The organism is Flavobacterium riviphilum (genome assembly GCF_055231795.1).
Genome location: NZ_JBUYSY010000001.1, coordinates 300,515 through 318,023, shown reverse-complemented (window position 1 = coordinate 318,023; position 17,509 = coordinate 300,515). Strand labels below are relative to the sequence as shown.

The window sequence follows — 17,509 nt, the reverse complement described above, 5'->3', positions numbered from 1 at the left end:
ACAAAAAAAACCGTCTCCAATAGAATCTGGAGACGGTTTCGTTGCTGAATGTTTTTGAAAGTTACACTTTCATGATTTCGGCTTCCTTAACGGCTAGCAATTCATCGATTTTTTTGATGAAAGCGTTGGTTAAGTTTTGTACTTGTTCTTCGGCACTTTTGCAAATATCTTCGGAGGTGCCTTCTTTTTCTAATTTTTTAATATCGGTGTTGGCATCTTTTCGTGCATTACGAACGCCAATTTTGGCATCTTCAGCTTCAGCTTTGGCTTGTTTAGCCAATTCTCTACGACGATCTTCGGTCAAAGGTGGTACGCTAATGATGATTACGTCTCCATTGTTCATCGGGTTGAAACCTAGATTTGCCATCATGATGGCTTTTTCGATAGGATGCAACATGCTTTTTTCGAAAGGTTGCAGTGTAATGGTTCTTGCGTCTGGCACACTAATTTTTGATACTTGAGAAAGTGGTGAAGCAGATCCATAATAATCAACAAAAACACTTCCTAACATGGCAGGGGAAGCTTTCCCCGCACGGATATTCAAAAATGATTTCTCTAAATGTGCAATAGAACCGTTCATAGATTCTTCTGTACTCTCTAATATAAAGTCAATTTCTTCAGTCATAATCTTATGTTTGTTGTTTGTTGTTGGTGGTTCGCAGTCAACTGTAAACTACAAACCTTTAACCATAAACTTATATATTAACTACTGTTCCAATGTTTTCACCTTCACAAATTTTCAATAAATTACCTTCTTTGTTCATATCAAAAACAACAATAGGCAATTTGTTTTCTTGGCTCAATGTAAAAGCTGTAGTATCCATTACATTTAAGCCTTTGCTTAATACGTCTTCAAATGAAATATAATCGAATTTAACGGCTGAAGCATTCTTTTCTGGGTCCGAATCATAAACACCATCAACGCGTGTTCCTTTCAAAATTACATCGGCGTTTACTTCAATTCCGCGTAATACGGCAGCAGTATCGGTGGTAAAATATGGGTTTCCAGTTCCTGCTCCAAAAATTACGATACGTCCTTTCTCTAAATGGCGATCGGCTCTTCTTTTGATGTAGGGTTCAGCAATGGCTTCCATTTTTAAAGCGGTCATCAAACGGGTTTTCATTCCGTTGTCTTCCAAAGCGCCTTGTAATGCCATACCATTAATCACGGTAGCTAACATTCCCATATAATCGCCTTGAACACGATCCATTCCAGAGCTTGCACCAGCTACCCCTCTAAAAATGTTTCCTCCACCAATTACAATGGCAATTTCTACTCCTTTTGCATGTACTTTTTTGATTTCATTAGCATATTCCGCTAATCTTTTAGGGTCGATTCCGTAGTTCATATCGCCCATTAAAGCTTCACCACTTAATTTGAGAAGGATTCTTTTGTATTTCATCAGTTTGTTGAATTGTTTGGTGCAAATATAGCGATATTCTATTTTTTCTGAAAAAATGTACGTTTAAATATCTCAAATAAGTACGCTCAAAGAATTTTTGGAATTATTTTATTCTAAATTGCTGCTCTTCTTTTTCTTTTGTGATTTTTATCACCGTATACATCAAGGGTTCTGATTACTTTTGCTCAAAAATTATAACAGAATGAAAACATCTATTGCCAAGGCGCTTTTTAATAGCCATACTTATAGTAATTATAGAAAAATTGTATCCGATTTATTAAAAGAAGGAAAATCTTCTGGGAATGAACAATCTGAAGCTTTAACTCATTATAGCGAGTTGAACGAAACCCGAATGAATCGTTTAGACAAAACCATTAAAATAGATCCAAAAATAGCTTCACAACTAAAAGGATTGGAGAAAGAATATATTTGGTTGGTTTTAGCCGAGGGATGGTGTGGCGATGCGGCACAATTGTTACCGATTATGAATAAAATGGCGTTAGAATCGGACAAGATCGATTTTAAAGTTGTTTTTAGAGATGAAAATGAAGAGCTAATGCAACATTTTCTAACCAATGGCGCTCGGGCTATTCCAAAATTAATAATCCTTGAAAAAGATACTACCGAAGTAGTTGGAGTTTGGGGACCGCGTCCAAAAGCAGCAGCAGAATTGATTATCAACTACAAAAAAGAACACGGTGTAGTGGACGAAACTGCAAAAACGGAATTACAATTGTGGTATTTGCATGATAAAGGATTGACTACACAATTAGAAATTTCGCAATTGTTACCAGTTGATAATGAGTGTGTAATGTCTTAATTGAACAAATTTTGTTAATAAGTATTAACAAAACTTTTAATCTTAATAAGTATTTTTTTGGGTTAGAAAAAGTAAATTAGCTACTGCTAACCAGGTCTATACGATTTGATTTACTTTTTTATTGGTGTTTACTTAATGTCTAACATTTAAATAACATCTTATGAGAAAGTTTTTTGAAAAATTTTACGACATGATTTCTACTTTTTTGTTTGGAGGAGAGCGAATGTCACATTATTAACTTTGGTTTAGCCCCAAAACCTAAAATTCAAGAGTATGGGTTAAAAATACTTAAGGGTTTTTATGAAAGACACATCGCAAGTACTAGAAAAAGTGCTTGTCATGTGTTTTTTTGTTTTTAAAAGTTAGCCAAGATGTAGTTCAAATTCGGCAGGGGTTACTGCATTTTCAACGTTGAAATCTCCAATTTTGGTGCGTCGTAAAACCGTTAAATGTGATCCGGTCTGTAAGGCCTTTCCAAAATCATAGGCTAAGGATCGGATATAGGTACCTTTACTGCAGACTACTCTAAATTCTACTTCTGGCAATGCAATTCGGGTGATTTCAAATTCGTGAATAGTGGTTTTTCGGCTGGCAATTTCAACCGTTTCGCCCGCTCTGGCATGTTCGTAAAGTCGAACTCCATCTTTTTTTATTGCCGAAAAAAGAGGTGGCTTTTGATCGATTTCACCTAGAAAAAGTTTCGAAGTTTCATGAATCAAGTTTTCAGTAAGATGTGCCGTAGGAAAATGTTCATCAATTTCAGTTTCCAAATCATAGGATGGAGTAGTGGCTCCCATGTAAAATGTCCCAGTATATTCTTTGGCTTGTCCTTGCAACTCTGCGATTCGTTTAGTGAATTTGCCTGTACAAATTAAAAGTAAACCCGAAGCCAAGGGGTCAAGGGTGCCTGCATGACCTATTTTGAATTTTTTGGGTAGACCAACTTTGTTAATTAATAAGTACTTCAGTTTGTTTACCGCTTGAAATGAGGTAAAATGGAGTGGTTTGTCGATTAACAATATTTGGCCTTCTAAATAGTCTTCGGCTTTCATTAGATTATGGTCAAGGGATGAATGAAAAAATGTATGATCAATAAAATAATTCCGGCTACAATTCGGTAATAACCAAATACTTTGAAACCGTTTTTAGTCAAGAAACCTATAAAAGTTTTTATAGCTAGTAAAGCCACAATAAAGGCCACTACATTTCCTATGATTAAGTAGTTGATTTGATCGTTGCTTAACACATAGCCATCTTTATAAAAATCGTAACATTTTTTAACCGTAGCGCCAAGCATAGTTGGAACAGCTAAGAAAAAAGAAAATTCTGCCGCTGAGGTACGAGACAGTTTTTCGGCCATACCGCCCACGATACTAGCACCACTACGAGAAACACCTGGAATCATAGCCAAACATTGGTACAAACCAATTTTGAAGGCTTGTTTATAAGTTATCTCTTTTTCGTTTTCGCTAGAGGTAGTATTAAACCACTCATCAACTTTTAATAAAATGAATCCGCCTAGCAATAAAGAGATGGCTACCGTCACTGGATTTTCTAAAAGGCCATCAATAAAATCACTCAACAGCAATCCTAAAACTACTGCGGGTATGAAAGCAATCAAAAGCTTAAAATAAAAGTCCAGCGATTGGAAAAACCTTTTGAAATATAATATCACTACCGATAAAATGGCACCCAATTGTATTACAATAGTAAATAACTTGGTAAAATCGTCATGTGCAATGCCAAAAAAAGAAGAAGCAATAATCATGTGTCCGGTTGAGGAAACGGGTAAAAACTCGGTTATCCCTTCAATAATGGCTAATATAATAGCTTGAATGGTATTCATTTGTAAAAATTAATTGGGAATTAAATTTAACAAGTGAATCGCAATTTGTATCAAAACGAATTACGATTCACTTGTTATTAATAGTGGGAATTTACTTTTTGGGTTGTTTTAATATGGCATAAATGGTTATTCCAAAGCCCAAAAGTACGGTGGTGGGCGCCAAACGAATTCTTCTAAAATCAAAAATGGCCTCGCTAAACACATTGGGGTCGTCGCTTCCGCCTCCAGACATCAATATGAATCCTAATGTGATAACGGCAATTCCGATTAATAAAAAAATATAATTTGTTCTTCCAAAAAGAAATTCTTTTTTTACTTCTTTGTTCATGTCTATCGTTTAAATTATATTTTTGGGTTAATACAAATCGTCTGTTCTTAAGTTCAAGAAACGTTGTGTGGCAAAATATGTGCTCAACCAAGTGATTAATACTCCCAATCCAAAGACACCAACTAGGATGCAGAGGATGACGATTTTGTTTTCTAAAATACCTAAGCCAGGAAAATTTGTCTCGATATAAGTTAAAAGAACAATCAGGGCTACAATAGCTAATCCTGCTCCGATCATTCCTAATTTAATACTTCTAATGATAAATGGTTTTCTAATAAAAGACTTTGTGGCGCCAACCATTTGCATCGTTTTGATGATGAATCGATTGGAATGAATGGATAATCGCAAAGAACTATTGATTAACAATACCGCAACAACGGTTAAAAAACCACTGATAATTAAGATCCACATACTCACATTCTTGATGTTGTCGTTTACTAAATTGACCAACTGTTTGTCGTAAACGATATCAGCAATCATCGGATTTTTACGGAAATGACTTTCAATTTTTGCAATACTATCACGTTCCACATAATTCGCAACCAAATTGATGTCAAAGGAATTTTGAAGTGGGTTTTCTCCTAAAAAGGTTAAGAAATCCTCTCCTAAAATATCCGAATGTTCTTTAGCGGCTTGTTCTTTGGAAACATAAACAAACTTTTTTTGAAATTTGGCCGCTTTTAACTCTTTTTCAAAAGCTTGAATGGTGCTGTCGGTAGCTTCTTTTTTAAAGAAAACAGTCATAGGAATATTTTCTCTGAAATCGTTGGCCAGTTTTCTTGAATTCACAATAAATAGACCTAAAATTCCCAAAAGAAATAGGACCAAGAATACACTCAATACAACGGAGAAATAGGAGGAAATTAATCTACGTTTTTGAAATTTGTCATAGTTCGAACTCATAGCATACTTAAATTACGCCGTAAAAATAACAAACATATTCTTTATATGAAGTTAATAACACTCAAACTTTCAACTTTCGTGCAATAAATGTAAATTTGCGGCTTATTTTTAGTTTGTGGTTGATAGTTTTTAGTTTGTTGTTATCAACATAAAAAAGATGGATAAATCACCAGCCAAAAATCTTCACAGAACAATGACTTGAGTAGGCGAAAGCAGGACTCTTTTAAAAACAATATAAAAGGAATGACTTCACGTGAGTGAAAGCATATCGACTTTATAAAACAATAAACTAGGTACGAATGAAATACAATCCGAACGAAATCGAAGCCAAGTGGCAAAAGTATTGGGCAGACAACAAAACATTTGCGGCTCAAAACAATTCAGACAAACCCAAACATTATGTGCTAGACATGTTTCCTTATCCATCAGGAGCGGGGCTTCATGTGGGACATCCGCTAGGGTATATTGCTTCGGATGTGTATTCGCGTTTCAAAAGACATCAAGGATTTAATGTGTTGCATCCTATGGGGTATGATAGTTTTGGATTGCCTGCAGAGCAATATGCGATTCAAACCGGACAAAGACCCGAAGATACGACACGTGTGAATATTGATGGAGGTGTGGATAAAGAAGGAAAATCCATTGCGGGTTACCGTAAACAATTAGATAAAATTGGATTTTCTTTTGATTGGGATCGTGAAGTACGTACCTCGAATCCTGATTATTATAAACATACACAATGGATTTTTATCCAATTGTTCAATTCTTGGTACAATAAAAACACGGATAAAGCCGAAGATATTTCGACCTTGATTGCTGTTTTTGAAAAAGAGGGAAATACTACCGTAAATGCCGTTTGTGATGATAATATCATTAGTTTTTCAGCTAAGGAATGGAACGCATTTTCTTCTGAAGAACAACAAAAGATCTTATTGCAATACCGATTAACCTATTTAGCAGAAACCGAAGTAAATTGGTGTCCTGGATTGGGAACGGTTTTGGCCAATGATGAAATTGTAAATGGCGTTTCGGAGCGTGGTGGATTTCCAGTAATTCGCAAGAAAATGACACAATGGAGTATGCGAATTTCAGCGTATGCAGAGCGTTTGTTGCAAGGATTAAACGAAATTGATTGGAGCGAAAGTATCAAAGAAAGCCAACGCAACTGGATTGGAAAATCGGTTGGGGCGATGGTAACTTTCAATGTGCAAAATCACGAAGCAAGTATTGACGTATTTACAACCAGACCTGATACTATTTTTGGAGTAACGTTTATGACCTTGGCTCCAGAACACGATTTGGTGGCTCAAATTACGACTCCTGAACAAAAAGAAGCTGTAGAAGCTTATATTGAAAAAACAGCGAAACGTTCCGAAAGAGAGCGTATGGCCGATGTAAAAACGATCTCGGGAGTGTTCACGGGTGCTTATGCGGAACATCCGTTTACCAAAGAACCGATTCCAGTTTGGATTGGCGATTATGTGTTGGCGGGTTACGGAACTGGAGCAGTAATGGCGGTGCCTTGTGGAGACGAAAGAGATTATGCTTTTGCGAATTTCTTTAAAGGCCAAAACGGAATGCCAACCATCAAAAATATCTTTGACCAAGACATTTCGGAAGCAGCTTATGGCGCCAAAGAAGGGTTTCAATTAATCGATTCTGATTTCTTGAACGGCTTAGGTTACAAAGAAGCGACTCAGAAAGTTATTGCAGAACTTGAAGCAATAGGTCAAGGTAAAGGGAAAATCAATTACCGTTTGCGTGATGCGGTGTTCTCGCGTCAACGCTATTGGGGAGAGCCTTTCCCCGTGTATTATGTGAACGGATTGCCACAAATGATTGATGCCAAACATTTGCCAATCGTTTTGCCTGAAGTTGAGAAGTATTTACCAACCGAAGACGGATTGCCTCCTTTGGGGAACGCAGCAGTTTGGGCTTGGGATAGTGTTCAGTGCTCAGTGGTTAGTACTCAGTTGATAGACAACCAAACCATTTTTCCTTTAGAATTGAATACGATGCCGGGATGGGCAGGAAGTTCTTGGTATTGGATGCGTTATATGGATGCGCAAAACGAAACCGAATTTGCTTCTACCGAAGCCTTGAAATATTGGGAAAGCGTAGATTTATACATTGGCGGAAGCGAACACGCAACGGGTCACTTGTTGTATTCTCGTTTTTGGAACAAATTCTTAAAAGATAAAGGTTTTGCTCCAACCGAAGAACCATTCAAAAAACTGATTAATCAAGGGATGATTTTGGGTACGAGTGCGTTTGTATATAGAATAACTCCATTTTTCTTCATTGAAAGTTTAGATATTAGACTAATAGAAACAACATTGAAGATTCCTTCGTTTTTTATTAGTTTAAAATATAAAGATGTTAATGATTTTAGGACTATTATAGAACAAGAAGTTATATCAAAAAGCTTTGAGCAGGTAAGAGATTATTTGATTATTGAATATCCTCATTTAAGAACTAAAATTGAAAATCTAGAAAAGGAAGACTTGTCATTATTTAATATTCAAGTTTCTGCAATTCACGCAGATGTCTCAATGGTAAATTCTTCCGACGAGTTGGATATTGAAAAATTCAAAGCTTGGAGAGAAGATTATAAAGATGCAATTTTTATCACTGATGAAAACGGCAAATACATAGTAGGTCGTGAAGTTGAAAAAATGTCGAAATCGAAATACAATGTGGTAACTCCTGATGATATTTGTGCAGAATACGGAGCGGATACGTTGCGTTTGTACGAAATGTTTTTAGGGCCATTGGAGCAAGCCAAACCTTGGAATACCGCTGGAATTTCGGGAGTTTTTGGTTTCTTGAAAAAATTATGGCGTTTGTATTTTGATGAGAATGGTTTAATTGTAAACAACGACGAACCTACCAAAGAAAACTTGAAATCATTACACAAAACCATCAAAAAAGTGGCAGAAGACATTGAAGGATTCTCTTTCAATACTTCGGTTTCACAATTTATGATTTGTGTCAACGAACTGTCATCACAAAACTGTCATTCTCGTGCTATTCTTGAGCCGTTGGCGGTTGTGATTTCGCCTTATGCGCCTCATATTGCCGAGGAATTGTGGTCGTTGTTAGGTCACCAAGGGTCTATTGCAACAGTTCCGTTTCCAGTATTTGACCCGCAACATTTGGTGGAAAGCGAGAAAGAATATCCAGTTTCTTTCAACGGTAAAATGCGTTTCACCATCAAATTGCCTTTGGATTTAACCAAGGAACAAATCGAGGAAATCGTAATGCAAGACGAAAGAACCCAAAAACAATTAGACGGTAGAACGCCCAATAAAGTGATTATTGTGCCAGGTAAAATTATCAACTTGGTAGGGTAAATTATTAAATTCTAACTTTAAATAATCCAGATTCCAATTTCACGATTGGAGTTTGGATTTTTTTATTACTACTTTTAAAGAATATTTAACTTGTGCCAAAATGGCATTTTTGTAATTTGGTTCATAATTTGAAGCAGTATATTTACTTAAAAACTAAATAATAAATTTATGGGAAGTGGTTATATGATATTAGCTGGAGCGATAATGCTTTTCAGCTGGTTAGTAAGTTCAAGACTGAAGAGTAAATTTGAACACTATTCAAAATTACAATTGCAAAATGGCATGTCAGGTAGGGAAATTGCCGAAAGAATGCTTGCGGATAATGGGATTTATGATGTTCGTGTTATTTCGACCCCCGGTCAATTAACGGATCATTATAATCCGGTAGATAAAACGGTCAATTTAAGTGAGGCGGTGTACAATCAACGCAATGCGGCAGCGGCAGCCGTGGCAGCGCACGAATGTGGTCATGCCGTACAACATGCTGTGGGGTACGAATGGTTGCAAATGCGTTCTAAGTTGGTGCCAATTGTTAGTGTTGCGTCTAACTTTGTGCAATGGATTTTGTTGGCAGGGATTTTAATGATTAAGACATTTCCGAGTTTGTTGTTAATTGGGATTATCATTTTTGCGGCGACTACTTTGTTTTCTATTGTTACCTTGCCAGTAGAGTATGATGCAAGTAATAGGGCTTTGGCGTGGTTGAAAAATAAAAACATGCTCAACAGAGCAGAATATGACGGAGCTGAAGATTCTTTGAAATGGGCCGCTAGAACGTATTTGGTTGCGGCTATAGGTTCTATTGCAACCTTGTTGTATTATGTTTCATTGTACATGGGAGGTAGAAGAGAGTAATAAAAGAAAAAATCAAAAAAATAAAAAATTCCAATCTCGAAGTTTTGAGGTTGGAATTTTTTATTTTACTTGAAATTTGGAATTTGAAATTTGGGATTTGAAATTTGGAATTTGGAATTTTAAAGTTGTATTTGACGCTCTATTTGTTGTTCCAGTGAAATAAACGTTTCGGTTCTGGAAACGCCTTCTATGGTCTGGATTTTTGAATTCAAGAGTTGCATTAAGTGTTCGTTGTCGCGGCAAATGATTTTAATTAAAATAGACCAGTTGCCCGTGGTATAATGACATTCGAGTACTTCTGGAATTTTTTTCAATTCTTTTACGGCTTCTGAGTTTCGGGCGGCTTTATCGAGATATACTCCAACGAAAGCCATAGTGTTGTAGCCAAGTACTTTGTGATTCACGGTGAATTTTGAACCAGAAATCACTCCAGATTGTTCTAGTTTACGAAGACGTTGGTGAATAGCTGCTCCCGAAATTCCGATTTTATTGGCAATTTGCAAGATGGGTTTTCTAGCATCCTCCATCAGGTAGCGCAAAATTTCTTTGTCAATACCATCTATTTCAATAACAAGAGAATTGATTTTCATGTAGTAAATTTTTAACTAAAATAGTCATTTTAGTTTTAATTTGAAAGCAAGTGTGGTTTTGTAGTGCTATTTTTTATAATCAAAAACTTTTGATTATAAACATATAAGTCAACTAAGTTTTTTAGCCAGTGTACTAATGTTCATGGTTAAAAGTGAATATAAGTTACCGTTATTCTTTTAAAACGATCTGACTACTTTAATGAGTTATTTATTTGCTCTTCTTGTCAAAGTAAAGCTTAAATGTTTTATTTGATAAAATGCTGTAAATGTTAGTTTTAAGTTTTTATTGGTACAAAAAAAATCCAAATTCCGTTTAGTAATTGGAATTTGGATTTTGTATGTTGTTATTTAAAATGTATTATTTTGATTTGTTCACCTCGGCGATGTATTTTTCGAGTGCCATTGTCATAGAGGGGGTGCCAGGTGTTGGAGCCATAATGTCTACTCGTAAACCATGATCTAAGGCTTCTTTTTGAGTGGTGCTTCCGAAAACGGCTATTCTGGTATTGTTTTGTTTGAAATCAGGAAAGTTTTTGTATAACGATTTAATTCCTGTTGGGCTAAAAAAGGCCAACACATCATAATAAACATCGGCTAAATCTGAAAGATCGCTCATTACCGTACGATAAAAAGTGGCTGGCGTCCAGTCTACTTTTAACGCGTTTAAGGTAACAGGAATGTCAGCATTGAGTTGGTCTGATGCAGGTAATAAGAATTTTTCGTCTTTGTATTTTTTGATTAAAGGCGATAAATCAGCAAAATCTTTTGGTCCTACATAGATTTTACGTTTTCTGTACACCACATATTTTTGTAAATAGAAAGCAATCGCCTCAGATTGGCAAAAATATTTTAAATCTTCAGGGACTTTGTAACGCATTTCGTCGGCTACTCTGAAAAAGTGGTCTACTGCGTTGCGACTGGTTAAAATGATGGCAGTAAAGTTGTGTAGGTCAATTTTTTGTAAACGGATTTCTTTGGCGCTTACTCCTTCTACGTGAATAAAAGGTCTGAAATCAATTTTTACTTTATGCTTTTGTTGCAATTCGAAGTAAGGAGAATTCTCTACTTTTGGTTCTGGTTGCGACACCAAAATAGTTTTAACTTTCATAGATTAAATCGTCTAAATATTTCCTTTTGTAAACCAGTAATAGATAAAATAATAGGGTGCTATTTCAAGTGCGCAAAGATATAAAATAAAATAAAACAATTTACCTATAATTAATCTTTGATAGCTTTTAATTGTTAGAAAATAAGTGAAAAGGTTTATAATCAGCGCAATAGAAAAAATGGGTAAAAAAATGTTTTTAGAAAAAACATCATAATAGAACAATATTAAATCCAAAGGAAGGATTAATACCCCAATATAGGTACGATAGGTCACCTTTTTCAAATTGTATTGTTCCATAAATTCTTCGATGTTGAATGCCGTGGCAATTATTTTCTCGATGAGAAATTTTGCCAAAATAAAATAGGTGATAACCGTGAAAATTTGTGTAAACAGTTGCCAATCGGTTTTTTTTGCCAAGCCATTATAGCTCAAAAAAAGTTGGACAAAAAAAGAAAAAGAAATGATCTGAACGATAAACAACGCGATGGTAAATCCACTTAATAAATGACTACTGTCTCGATATACTTTAACGTATTTATCTGAAATAAGCAATTTTGAAAAATCGACAAAACGATTTTCAAACGCTGATTTGGTGAATACAATTAACAGAAGCGACAAAACAAAGAGCGCCGTAGCCCAATCTTTGTTCTCAATTATTCTAGGGTGAAGTACAGGATCAATCATAGGAAACAAAATTACTAATTTTTTGTTTCAAACTTTTATTATAAATGTATTATGGATTAAATGGTATAAAAAGTTTACTTTTGCCACGAAATTGCTACAAACATGAATGATAGTATTGTTATAATCCCTACCTATAACGAAATTGAAAATATCGAAAAAATTATTCGAACCACGCTTTCTTTGCACAAGCATTTTCATGTTCTAATTATTGACGATAATTCACCCGATCATACCGCCGATAAAGTGGCTTTATTGCAAGAAGAGTATCCTGATCGATTGTTTTTAGAAAAAAGAAAGGAAAAATCTGGACTCGGTACGGCTTATGTACATGGTTTTAAATGGGCCTTGCAGAATAAGTATACCTATATTTTTGAAATGGACGCTGATTTTTCACACAATCCCCAAGATTTGGAAAGGTTGTATGATGCGTGTCATTTTGGAGGAGCTGATTTGGCTATAGGTTCTCGTTATGTTACCGGCGTTAATGTGGTCAATTGGCCCTTAAATCGTGTGTTGATGTCTTATTTCGCTTCGGTATATGTTCGATTGATTACTGGTATGAAGATTCATGATGCTACTGCAGGATTTGTTTGTTACAAACGAAATGTTTTGGAGAGCATCAATCTTGATAAAATAAAATTTGTTGGGTATGCTTTTCAAATAGAAATGAAATATCGAACGTATTGCAAAAAATTTGAAATTACTGAGGTTCCTATTATCTTTACTGATCGTACTAAAGGCGTGTCTAAAATGAGTAATTCTATCATTATAGAGGCGGTTTTTGGTGTTATTTCTCTTCGACTTCGCCAATTGTTTGGCCGTCTATAAAACCAACTATTATGACAAAGTTTATAATTAAAAATGCTAAAATTGTCAATGAAGGGACAATTTTTCAAGGCGATGTAAAAATCGAAAATGAGCGTATTGTTCAAATTGCAGCTTCAATTGATGCCGTTGATGCTTCTTATGAAGTGATTGATATCCAAGGAAATTATTTACTACCAGGAGTGATAGATGATCAAGTACATTTTAGAGAACCGGGATTGACACATAAAGGGACCATAGAAACCGAATCTCGCGCTGCTGTAGCCGGTGGTATTACATCCTTTATAGAGCAACCTAATACGGTCCCCAATGCGGTTACACAAGAAATATTAGAACAAAAGTATCAAATTGCGGCCCAATCGTCTTATGCCAATTATTCATTTATGATGGGCGCTACCAATGATAATTTGGAAGAAGTGTTAAAAACTAACGGACGCAACGTAGCGGGAATTAAGATTTTTCTAGGTTCATCAACGGGGAATATGTTGGTAGACAATGAAGCTGTTTTGGAAAAAATCTTTTCCAGTACTCCACTATTAATTGCGGTACATTGCGAAGATGAAATGACCATCAAAAACAATTTGGCCAAATACAAAGCAGAATATGGAGAAGATATTCCGGTTACGGCGCATCATTTAATCCGAAGTGAAGAAGCTTGTTATCTGTCATCGTCTAGGGCTATTGCATTAGCAAAAAAGACCGGAGCACGTTTGCATATCTTTCATCTATCTACAGCTAAAGAAATGGAGTTGTTTACCAATGAAATTCCGTTAGAAGAGAAAAAAATTACTGCCGAAGTATGTATTCATCATTTGTGGTTTTCTGAAGAAGATTATGCAACCAAAGGCAATTTCATCAAATGGAATCCTGCTGTTAAAACCGCTCATGATAGAGAAGTTTTATGGCAAGCTTTGAATGATGATCGTATTGATGTCATTGCGACAGATCATGCGCCTCATACATTGGAAGAAAAAAGTAAAAAATATAGCGAAGCTCCATCAGGAGGACCTTTGGTACAGCATGCCTTAGTGGCCATGTTTGAAGCCCATCATCAAGGGAAAATCACCATTGAAAAAATTGTGGAGAAAATGTGTCATAACCCAGCAAAGCTTTTCAGTATCGAGAAAAGAGGTTATGTAAAAGAAGGATATTATGCCGATTTAGTAGTGGTAAATGCTAATAGTCCATGGGAAGTAACTAAGGAAAATGTTATAGCAAAATGTGGTTGGTCTCCATTTGAAGGTGTTACTTTTAAGTCTAGCGTAACCCACACCTTTGTAAATGGGCAGTTGGTGTACCAAGATGCACAAGTGAAAGAAATAAAAGCAGGTCAGCGTCTGTTATTTGAAAGGTAAAATGAGAAAAGGTACTGTTGTATTGTTGTTAGTCTTTATGGCATTAGGATGCCATAAAGACTCTGACGTAAAAACGCCAAAGAAACCGATTGAAAGGTCGGTGATGATTAATATTTATTATGATTTGGCGTTGTTAGAGGCTTCTCGTTACCAAAATTATTCTAAAGAAGGGTTTAAAAAAATACCACCAAAAGAATTCATCTATAAAAAGTACAAAATAGATAGTGCGCAGTTTTCTCAAAACAATCTTTTCTATGCTTCCTCAATTGAGGATTATAGGCTGATGTTTGAAGAAGTACAAAAAAGAATGCAGACCAAAAGCGATCTATTGGATACCATTGTAAAAAAGCGCCAAGAAAAATTACGTAAAAAATCAAGGCGACGCGGATCAAACAAAGCTGATACGTTAACCCAGTAGCATCAAAAATAAGGGGTTATTTGCTGGATATATTCTTTAATTGGTGTGAAAGCAGGGTGTGTTTGTTGTACCAATTTGGCATTGCTATAACGTGTAGTGGTGTGTGCGGCTATGGCAGTAGCCTTGCTTAAAGTCCTTTCTTTAATTCTCATGAAAGTCAAAATACCATCTATTTTAGAAGCAATAGAAGTTTGAAAAGCAGTGGCACAATAGGAAGGTCTCTTCACTTTAAAGGCATCTGACAGCCAAAAAAAGAGGTCTTTGAATGTGATGTTTTCAGCTATTAATGTATATCTTTCATTGCAAAAGTTGTGAGTCATCAAGTGAATCATGCTGTTAATGACATCAGGAACGGCAATAAAGGCGCTTGAACCATTGGTGTAAAAGGACATTCCTTTTTTGGCCGATTGGAATATTTTACCGCTGCCTTGTTTGGGAAAACCAGGCCCAAGAATAACTCCGGGGTTTACAATCACCACATTTAATCCTTCTTGTTGACCTCTCCAAACTTCCATTTCGGCGCCATATTTTGAAATAGCATAATCGCTATGGGGTTTTTCAGGATTCCATTCGGTGGCTTCGGTAATTTCAGTTTCATTGGCGGCCAAGTCTCCTAAAGCGGCTATCGAACTCACAAAACAAAGTTTTTTGATAGTATAGTCTAAACAAAAGTTGACAATATTGGCGGTACCTTCAATATTGGTTTTTCGCAAAGCGTCTTCGTCTTTAGGGTCAAATGAAATAAAAGCGGCGCAATGGTACACGTATTGAATACCTTCGAAGGCTTTTTCTAAAGAAGGGACGTCTAGAATATCGGCCTTTACCCAGTGTATAGCGTCAAATAAGTCTGCCTTTTTATAGAGTTGAAATAAGTTTTTTGTTTTAATACAGGCACTTTCGGTTCGATATATGGCTCTAACTTGCTCGCCATTTTCAATCAGTTGAAGTAATAAATGAGCTCCAACTAAACCTGTACCTCCAGTAACTAGTATCATAATAAAGTTTTTTTACAGGAAGAATCTCTTTTTTTGGGTTTGTTCTTCTTTCCTTTTTTTTTACTAATTTAAATCAAAAATTAATAGTATTGGTTATAGTGCCATCGGAAATGGCTTATGGGATAGTTAGTGCTTATAGTTTAATGGACCAACATGATTCATAACCCGAACTATTTTTGCCTTTCTATTGTTGATATAGGATGAGGACCCTGTAGCCTTATATTTTCTCGGATTGGGCAAGATAGCGGCAATTCCAGCGGCTTGTAATTTTGTTAAACTCGAAGCGTCTTTTCGGTACCAATATTGTGTGGCAGCATGGGCTCCATACACGCCATCTCCCATTTCAATACTGTTGAGGTATACCTCCATGATGCGCTCTTTTCCCCAAATCAATTCGATTAGTACCGTGAAATAGGCCTCTAGCGCTTTTCGAAAATAACTCCTTCCTTGCCAGAGGAACACGTTTTTGGCGGTTTGTTGTGAAATAGTGCTTCCTCCTTTTATTTTTCGGCCTCTTTCGTTGTTTTTATATGCTTTTTGCATGGCCAAAAAGTCAAAACCATTATGTGTTAAAAAAGTAGCATCTTCGCTAGCAATGACTGCTTTTTGTAAATTTTTTGAGATATTTTCAATGGGTTCCCAGTCGTGACTAAAATGATTTTCTTTGCCCTGGGCTACATTTTCGAAATAACGAATAACCATAAGAGGCGTGAAAGGTACTGGTACAAATTTAAAAACGACTACCAAAAACAAAGAAAGGCCAAAAAACCATAACAGTATTTTTATCAAAAAACGTTTAATCATGCTGCTAAAATTTACTTCTTTTTTAACTGGTTTTTTTTTAGAGTTTCTTGTTGGGGTTTTGGTTGCTTTTTTTTGTGTTGACATTTATACTAAATCTGCTAATTCTGTTCCTATTAAACTTCCAATGGCTACACCCATGCCTCCCATTCGGACACCACAATACACATTTTCTGAGACATTCGTCACTATAGGGTTTTTGGCGGAGCCAATTCCCATAATTCCGCTCCATCGGTGAGCAATAGTAATTTCTTGATTGGGCAAAATTACTTCTTTTAGTAATTGTTCCAATTTATTTTGTATTAATTCTGTTTGAGCTAATTCCGTAGTGGTTTCTTCTTCAAAGGCCAAATTTCTGCCGCCACCAAATAAAATACGATCGCCTATGTTTCTAAAATAGTAATACCCTTTGTCCAAATGAAAAGTTCCTTTGATGTCTAAATTAGGGATAGGTTCTGTAATTAACACTTGGGCTCTCGCTGGTTTGACAGCGCCTTTTGTTAATTCTGAGGCAAATCCATTGGTGGTAAATAATAGTTTTTGAGTGGTAAAACTAAAATTACCCAATGCTACCGATACTTTGTTGCCTAAATCTTCGAAACCTGTTACCGTTTGTTGGTTTAAAATCAAAACATTAGCGGCAACAGTTTGTCGAAGCAATTCTTGCATCATATTGCCAGTGTCAATTTGCCCTTCAAAGGGGTTGAATATCAAATAATCTTTGATGTTGTCAAAATTAAAACGGTCAACCTCTTTGGAAAAAACATCAGCTTTAAAAATAGGTCGTAAAAGTTCATTGACAAAAGGGAGTTTTGCGACACATTCGGCAAATAAATTTTCTTCCTCTTTTAAGAACAATTCATAACCTCCAAAAGGTTTGAAATCCAGAATTTGATCGTTAATTCTTTTGCGTAACAGTTGCAAACCAGACCATCGTTTTTTTACTAGTTCAATTACTTCTTCTTCGGTATGCGTTTTTAAATCTTCGATAATCTCTGAAAGACTTCCAAAACAGGCAAAACCAGCATTTTTAGTACTGGCTCCTTGTGGAAGCATTCCTCTTTCGAGAAGTAGAATTTTTGCCTGAGGGAAACGCTCTCGCAATCGTAAAGCGGTGTGTAGCCCAACAATTCCGCTTCCAACAATCGTATAATCAACGTTGGTAAACCAATTTTTTATTTCCCAATAACTCAGTTGCATTACAGTATCTTTTTAAAAGTAATTG

Annotated in this window: 18 protein-coding genes; 6 read left to right on the top strand and 12 right to left on the bottom strand. The window is 35.9% G+C overall.

What is annotated here, in order from left to right; genetic code table 11:
- Positions 1 to 61: 61 nt before the first annotated feature.
- A complete protein-coding gene (frr, locus tag ACZIX2_RS01460; protein ID WP_463338297.1) occupies positions 62 to 625 on the bottom strand; it encodes a ribosome recycling factor in 564 nt (187 codons plus the stop codon).
- A 70-nt stretch (positions 626 to 695) separates the two neighbouring features.
- Entirely contained in the window at positions 696 to 1,403 is a 708-nt protein-coding gene (gene pyrH / locus ACZIX2_RS01455) for a UMP kinase (protein ID WP_463338296.1), read from the bottom strand.
- Between the two features lie 202 nt (positions 1,404 to 1,605).
- Here pyrH and ACZIX2_RS01450 point away from each other — a divergent pair, with 202 nt between their 5' ends.
- A complete protein-coding gene (locus tag ACZIX2_RS01450; protein ID WP_463338295.1) occupies positions 1,606 to 2,223 on the top strand; it encodes a thioredoxin family protein in 618 nt (205 codons plus the stop codon).
- Positions 2,224 to 2,585: 362 nt separating this feature from the next.
- Here ACZIX2_RS01450 and truB read toward each other — a convergent pair whose 3' ends face one another.
- From truB to ACZIX2_RS01430, 4 genes are all read right to left on the bottom strand, one after another.
- A complete protein-coding gene (gene truB / locus ACZIX2_RS01445) occupies positions 2,586 to 3,275 on the bottom strand; it encodes a tRNA pseudouridine(55) synthase TruB (protein WP_463338294.1) in 690 nt (229 codons plus the stop codon).
- Positions 3,275 to 4,069 (bottom strand): undecaprenyl-diphosphate phosphatase, encoded by a 795-nt coding sequence (locus ACZIX2_RS01440; protein WP_463338293.1) that lies wholly within the window; start codon positions 4,067 to 4,069, stop codon positions 3,275 to 3,277. The genes truB and ACZIX2_RS01440 overlap by 1 nt, the downstream gene beginning before the upstream one ends.
- Before the next feature lie 91 nt (positions 4,070 to 4,160).
- Complete coding sequence (locus ACZIX2_RS01435; protein ID WP_463338292.1) at positions 4,161 to 4,397, bottom strand: DUF3098 domain-containing protein; 237 nt, start codon at positions 4,395 to 4,397, stop codon at positions 4,161 to 4,163.
- A gap of 27 nt (positions 4,398 to 4,424) precedes the next feature.
- Positions 4,425 to 5,300: a cell division protein FtsX gene (locus ACZIX2_RS01430; protein WP_463338291.1), complete on the bottom strand. Its 876-nt coding sequence runs from the start codon at positions 5,298 to 5,300 to the stop codon at positions 4,425 to 4,427.
- A 299-nt stretch (positions 5,301 to 5,599) separates the two neighbouring features.
- Between ACZIX2_RS01430 and ACZIX2_RS01425 the strand changes: the two genes are divergently transcribed.
- Positions 5,600 to 8,653 carry a leucine--tRNA ligase gene (locus ACZIX2_RS01425; RefSeq protein ID WP_463338290.1) on the top strand — a complete coding sequence of 1,018 codons (3,054 nt, stop codon included), beginning with the start codon at positions 5,600 to 5,602 and terminating at the stop codon, positions 8,651 to 8,653.
- A 168-nt stretch (positions 8,654 to 8,821) separates the two neighbouring features.
- Complete coding sequence (locus ACZIX2_RS01420) at positions 8,822 to 9,508, top strand: zinc metallopeptidase (protein WP_463338289.1); 687 nt, start codon at positions 8,822 to 8,824, stop codon at positions 9,506 to 9,508.
- Between the two features lie 119 nt (positions 9,509 to 9,627).
- On the opposite strand, the gene ACZIX2_RS01415 is transcribed toward ACZIX2_RS01420, so the two are convergent.
- The 3 genes from ACZIX2_RS01415 to ACZIX2_RS01405 form a co-directional block, all read right to left on the bottom strand.
- The gene (locus ACZIX2_RS01415; RefSeq protein WP_463338288.1) at positions 9,628 to 10,098 is read right to left on the bottom strand and encodes an Lrp/AsnC family transcriptional regulator; all 471 of its coding nucleotides are present in this window, start codon (positions 10,096 to 10,098) and stop codon (positions 9,628 to 9,630) included.
- Between the two features lie 358 nt (positions 10,099 to 10,456).
- Positions 10,457 to 11,206, bottom strand: coding sequence for a uroporphyrinogen-III synthase (locus ACZIX2_RS01410; RefSeq protein ID WP_463338287.1), 750 nt, complete (start codon positions 11,204 to 11,206; stop codon positions 10,457 to 10,459).
- A gap of 12 nt (positions 11,207 to 11,218) precedes the next feature.
- Positions 11,219 to 11,890 carry a DUF4271 domain-containing protein gene (locus tag ACZIX2_RS01405; RefSeq protein ID WP_463338286.1) on the bottom strand — a complete coding sequence of 224 codons (672 nt, stop codon included), beginning with the start codon at positions 11,888 to 11,890 and terminating at the stop codon, positions 11,219 to 11,221.
- Between the two features lie 102 nt (positions 11,891 to 11,992).
- On the opposite strand from ACZIX2_RS01405, the gene ACZIX2_RS01400 reads away from it, so the two are divergent.
- Genes ACZIX2_RS01400 through ACZIX2_RS01390 form a run of 3 tightly spaced genes read left to right on the top strand, consistent with a single transcriptional unit; the run spans position 11,993 to position 14,488 of the window.
- Complete coding sequence (locus tag ACZIX2_RS01400) at positions 11,993 to 12,718, top strand: polyprenol monophosphomannose synthase (RefSeq protein ID WP_463338285.1); 726 nt, start codon at positions 11,993 to 11,995, stop codon at positions 12,716 to 12,718.
- 11 nt (positions 12,719 to 12,729) lie between these two features.
- A complete protein-coding gene (locus tag ACZIX2_RS01395) occupies positions 12,730 to 14,070 on the top strand; it encodes a dihydroorotase (RefSeq protein WP_463338284.1) in 1,341 nt (446 codons plus the stop codon).
- Between the two features lies 1 nt (position 14,071).
- A complete protein-coding gene (locus ACZIX2_RS01390) occupies positions 14,072 to 14,488 on the top strand; it encodes a DUF4296 domain-containing protein (protein WP_463338283.1) in 417 nt (138 codons plus the stop codon).
- Between the two features lie 2 nt (positions 14,489 to 14,490).
- On the opposite strand, the gene ACZIX2_RS01385 is transcribed toward ACZIX2_RS01390, so the two are convergent.
- The 3 genes from ACZIX2_RS01385 to ACZIX2_RS01375 form a co-directional block, all read right to left on the bottom strand.
- Positions 14,491 to 15,483 (bottom strand): NAD-dependent epimerase/dehydratase family protein, encoded by a 993-nt coding sequence (locus tag ACZIX2_RS01385; RefSeq protein WP_463338282.1) that lies wholly within the window; start codon positions 15,481 to 15,483, stop codon positions 14,491 to 14,493.
- A 126-nt stretch (positions 15,484 to 15,609) separates the two neighbouring features.
- On the bottom strand, positions 15,610 to 16,371 hold the full coding sequence (mtgA, locus tag ACZIX2_RS01380) for a monofunctional biosynthetic peptidoglycan transglycosylase (RefSeq protein ID WP_463338281.1): 762 nt from the start codon (positions 16,369 to 16,371) through the stop codon (positions 15,610 to 15,612).
- Positions 16,372 to 17,484 carry an NAD(P)/FAD-dependent oxidoreductase gene (locus ACZIX2_RS01375; RefSeq protein WP_463338280.1) on the bottom strand — a complete coding sequence of 371 codons (1,113 nt, stop codon included), beginning with the start codon at positions 17,482 to 17,484 and terminating at the stop codon, positions 16,372 to 16,374. It abuts the gene before it with no gap.
- Positions 17,485 to 17,509 lie beyond the last annotated feature (25 nt).

What these genes read in the sequence shown, in the direction of transcription:
- frr (WP_463338297.1), bottom strand. Translation starts at nt 625, where the DNA reads ATGACTGAAGAAATTGACTTTATATTAGAGAGTACAGAAGAATCTATG.
- pyrH (WP_463338296.1), bottom strand. Translation starts at nt 1,403, where the DNA reads ATGAAATACAAAAGAATCCTTCTCAAATTAAGTGGTGAAGCTTTAATG.
- ACZIX2_RS01450 (WP_463338295.1), top strand. Translation starts at nt 1,606, where the DNA reads ATGAAAACATCTATTGCCAAGGCGCTTTTTAATAGCCATACTTATAGT.
- truB (WP_463338294.1), bottom strand. Translation starts at nt 3,275, where the DNA reads ATGAAAGCCGAAGACTATTTAGAAGGCCAAATATTGTTAATCGACAAA.
- ACZIX2_RS01440 (WP_463338293.1), bottom strand. Translation starts at nt 4,069, where the DNA reads ATGAATACCATTCAAGCTATTATATTAGCCATTATTGAAGGGATAACC.
- ACZIX2_RS01435 (WP_463338292.1), bottom strand. Translation starts at nt 4,397, where the DNA reads ATGAACAAAGAAGTAAAAAAAGAATTTCTTTTTGGAAGAACAAATTAT.
- ACZIX2_RS01430 (WP_463338291.1), bottom strand. Translation starts at nt 5,300, where the DNA reads ATGAGTTCGAACTATGACAAATTTCAAAAACGTAGATTAATTTCCTCC.
- ACZIX2_RS01425 (WP_463338290.1), top strand. Translation starts at nt 5,600, where the DNA reads ATGAAATACAATCCGAACGAAATCGAAGCCAAGTGGCAAAAGTATTGG.
- ACZIX2_RS01420 (WP_463338289.1), top strand. Translation starts at nt 8,822, where the DNA reads ATGGGAAGTGGTTATATGATATTAGCTGGAGCGATAATGCTTTTCAGC.
- ACZIX2_RS01415 (WP_463338288.1), bottom strand. Translation starts at nt 10,098, where the DNA reads ATGAAAATCAATTCTCTTGTTATTGAAATAGATGGTATTGACAAAGAA.
- ACZIX2_RS01410 (WP_463338287.1), bottom strand. Translation starts at nt 11,206, where the DNA reads ATGAAAGTTAAAACTATTTTGGTGTCGCAACCAGAACCAAAAGTAGAG.
- ACZIX2_RS01405 (WP_463338286.1), bottom strand. Translation starts at nt 11,890, where the DNA reads ATGATTGATCCTGTACTTCACCCTAGAATAATTGAGAACAAAGATTGG.
- ACZIX2_RS01400 (WP_463338285.1), top strand. Translation starts at nt 11,993, where the DNA reads ATGAATGATAGTATTGTTATAATCCCTACCTATAACGAAATTGAAAAT.
- ACZIX2_RS01395 (WP_463338284.1), top strand. Translation starts at nt 12,730, where the DNA reads ATGACAAAGTTTATAATTAAAAATGCTAAAATTGTCAATGAAGGGACA.
- ACZIX2_RS01390 (WP_463338283.1), top strand. Translation starts at nt 14,072, where the DNA reads ATGAGAAAAGGTACTGTTGTATTGTTGTTAGTCTTTATGGCATTAGGA.
- ACZIX2_RS01385 (WP_463338282.1), bottom strand. Translation starts at nt 15,483, where the DNA reads ATGATACTAGTTACTGGAGGTACAGGTTTAGTTGGAGCTCATTTATTA.
- mtgA (WP_463338281.1), bottom strand. Translation starts at nt 16,371, where the DNA reads ATGTCAACACAAAAAAAAGCAACCAAAACCCCAACAAGAAACTCTAAA.
- ACZIX2_RS01375 (WP_463338280.1), bottom strand. Translation starts at nt 17,484, where the DNA reads ATGCAACTGAGTTATTGGGAAATAAAAAATTGGTTTACCAACGTTGAT.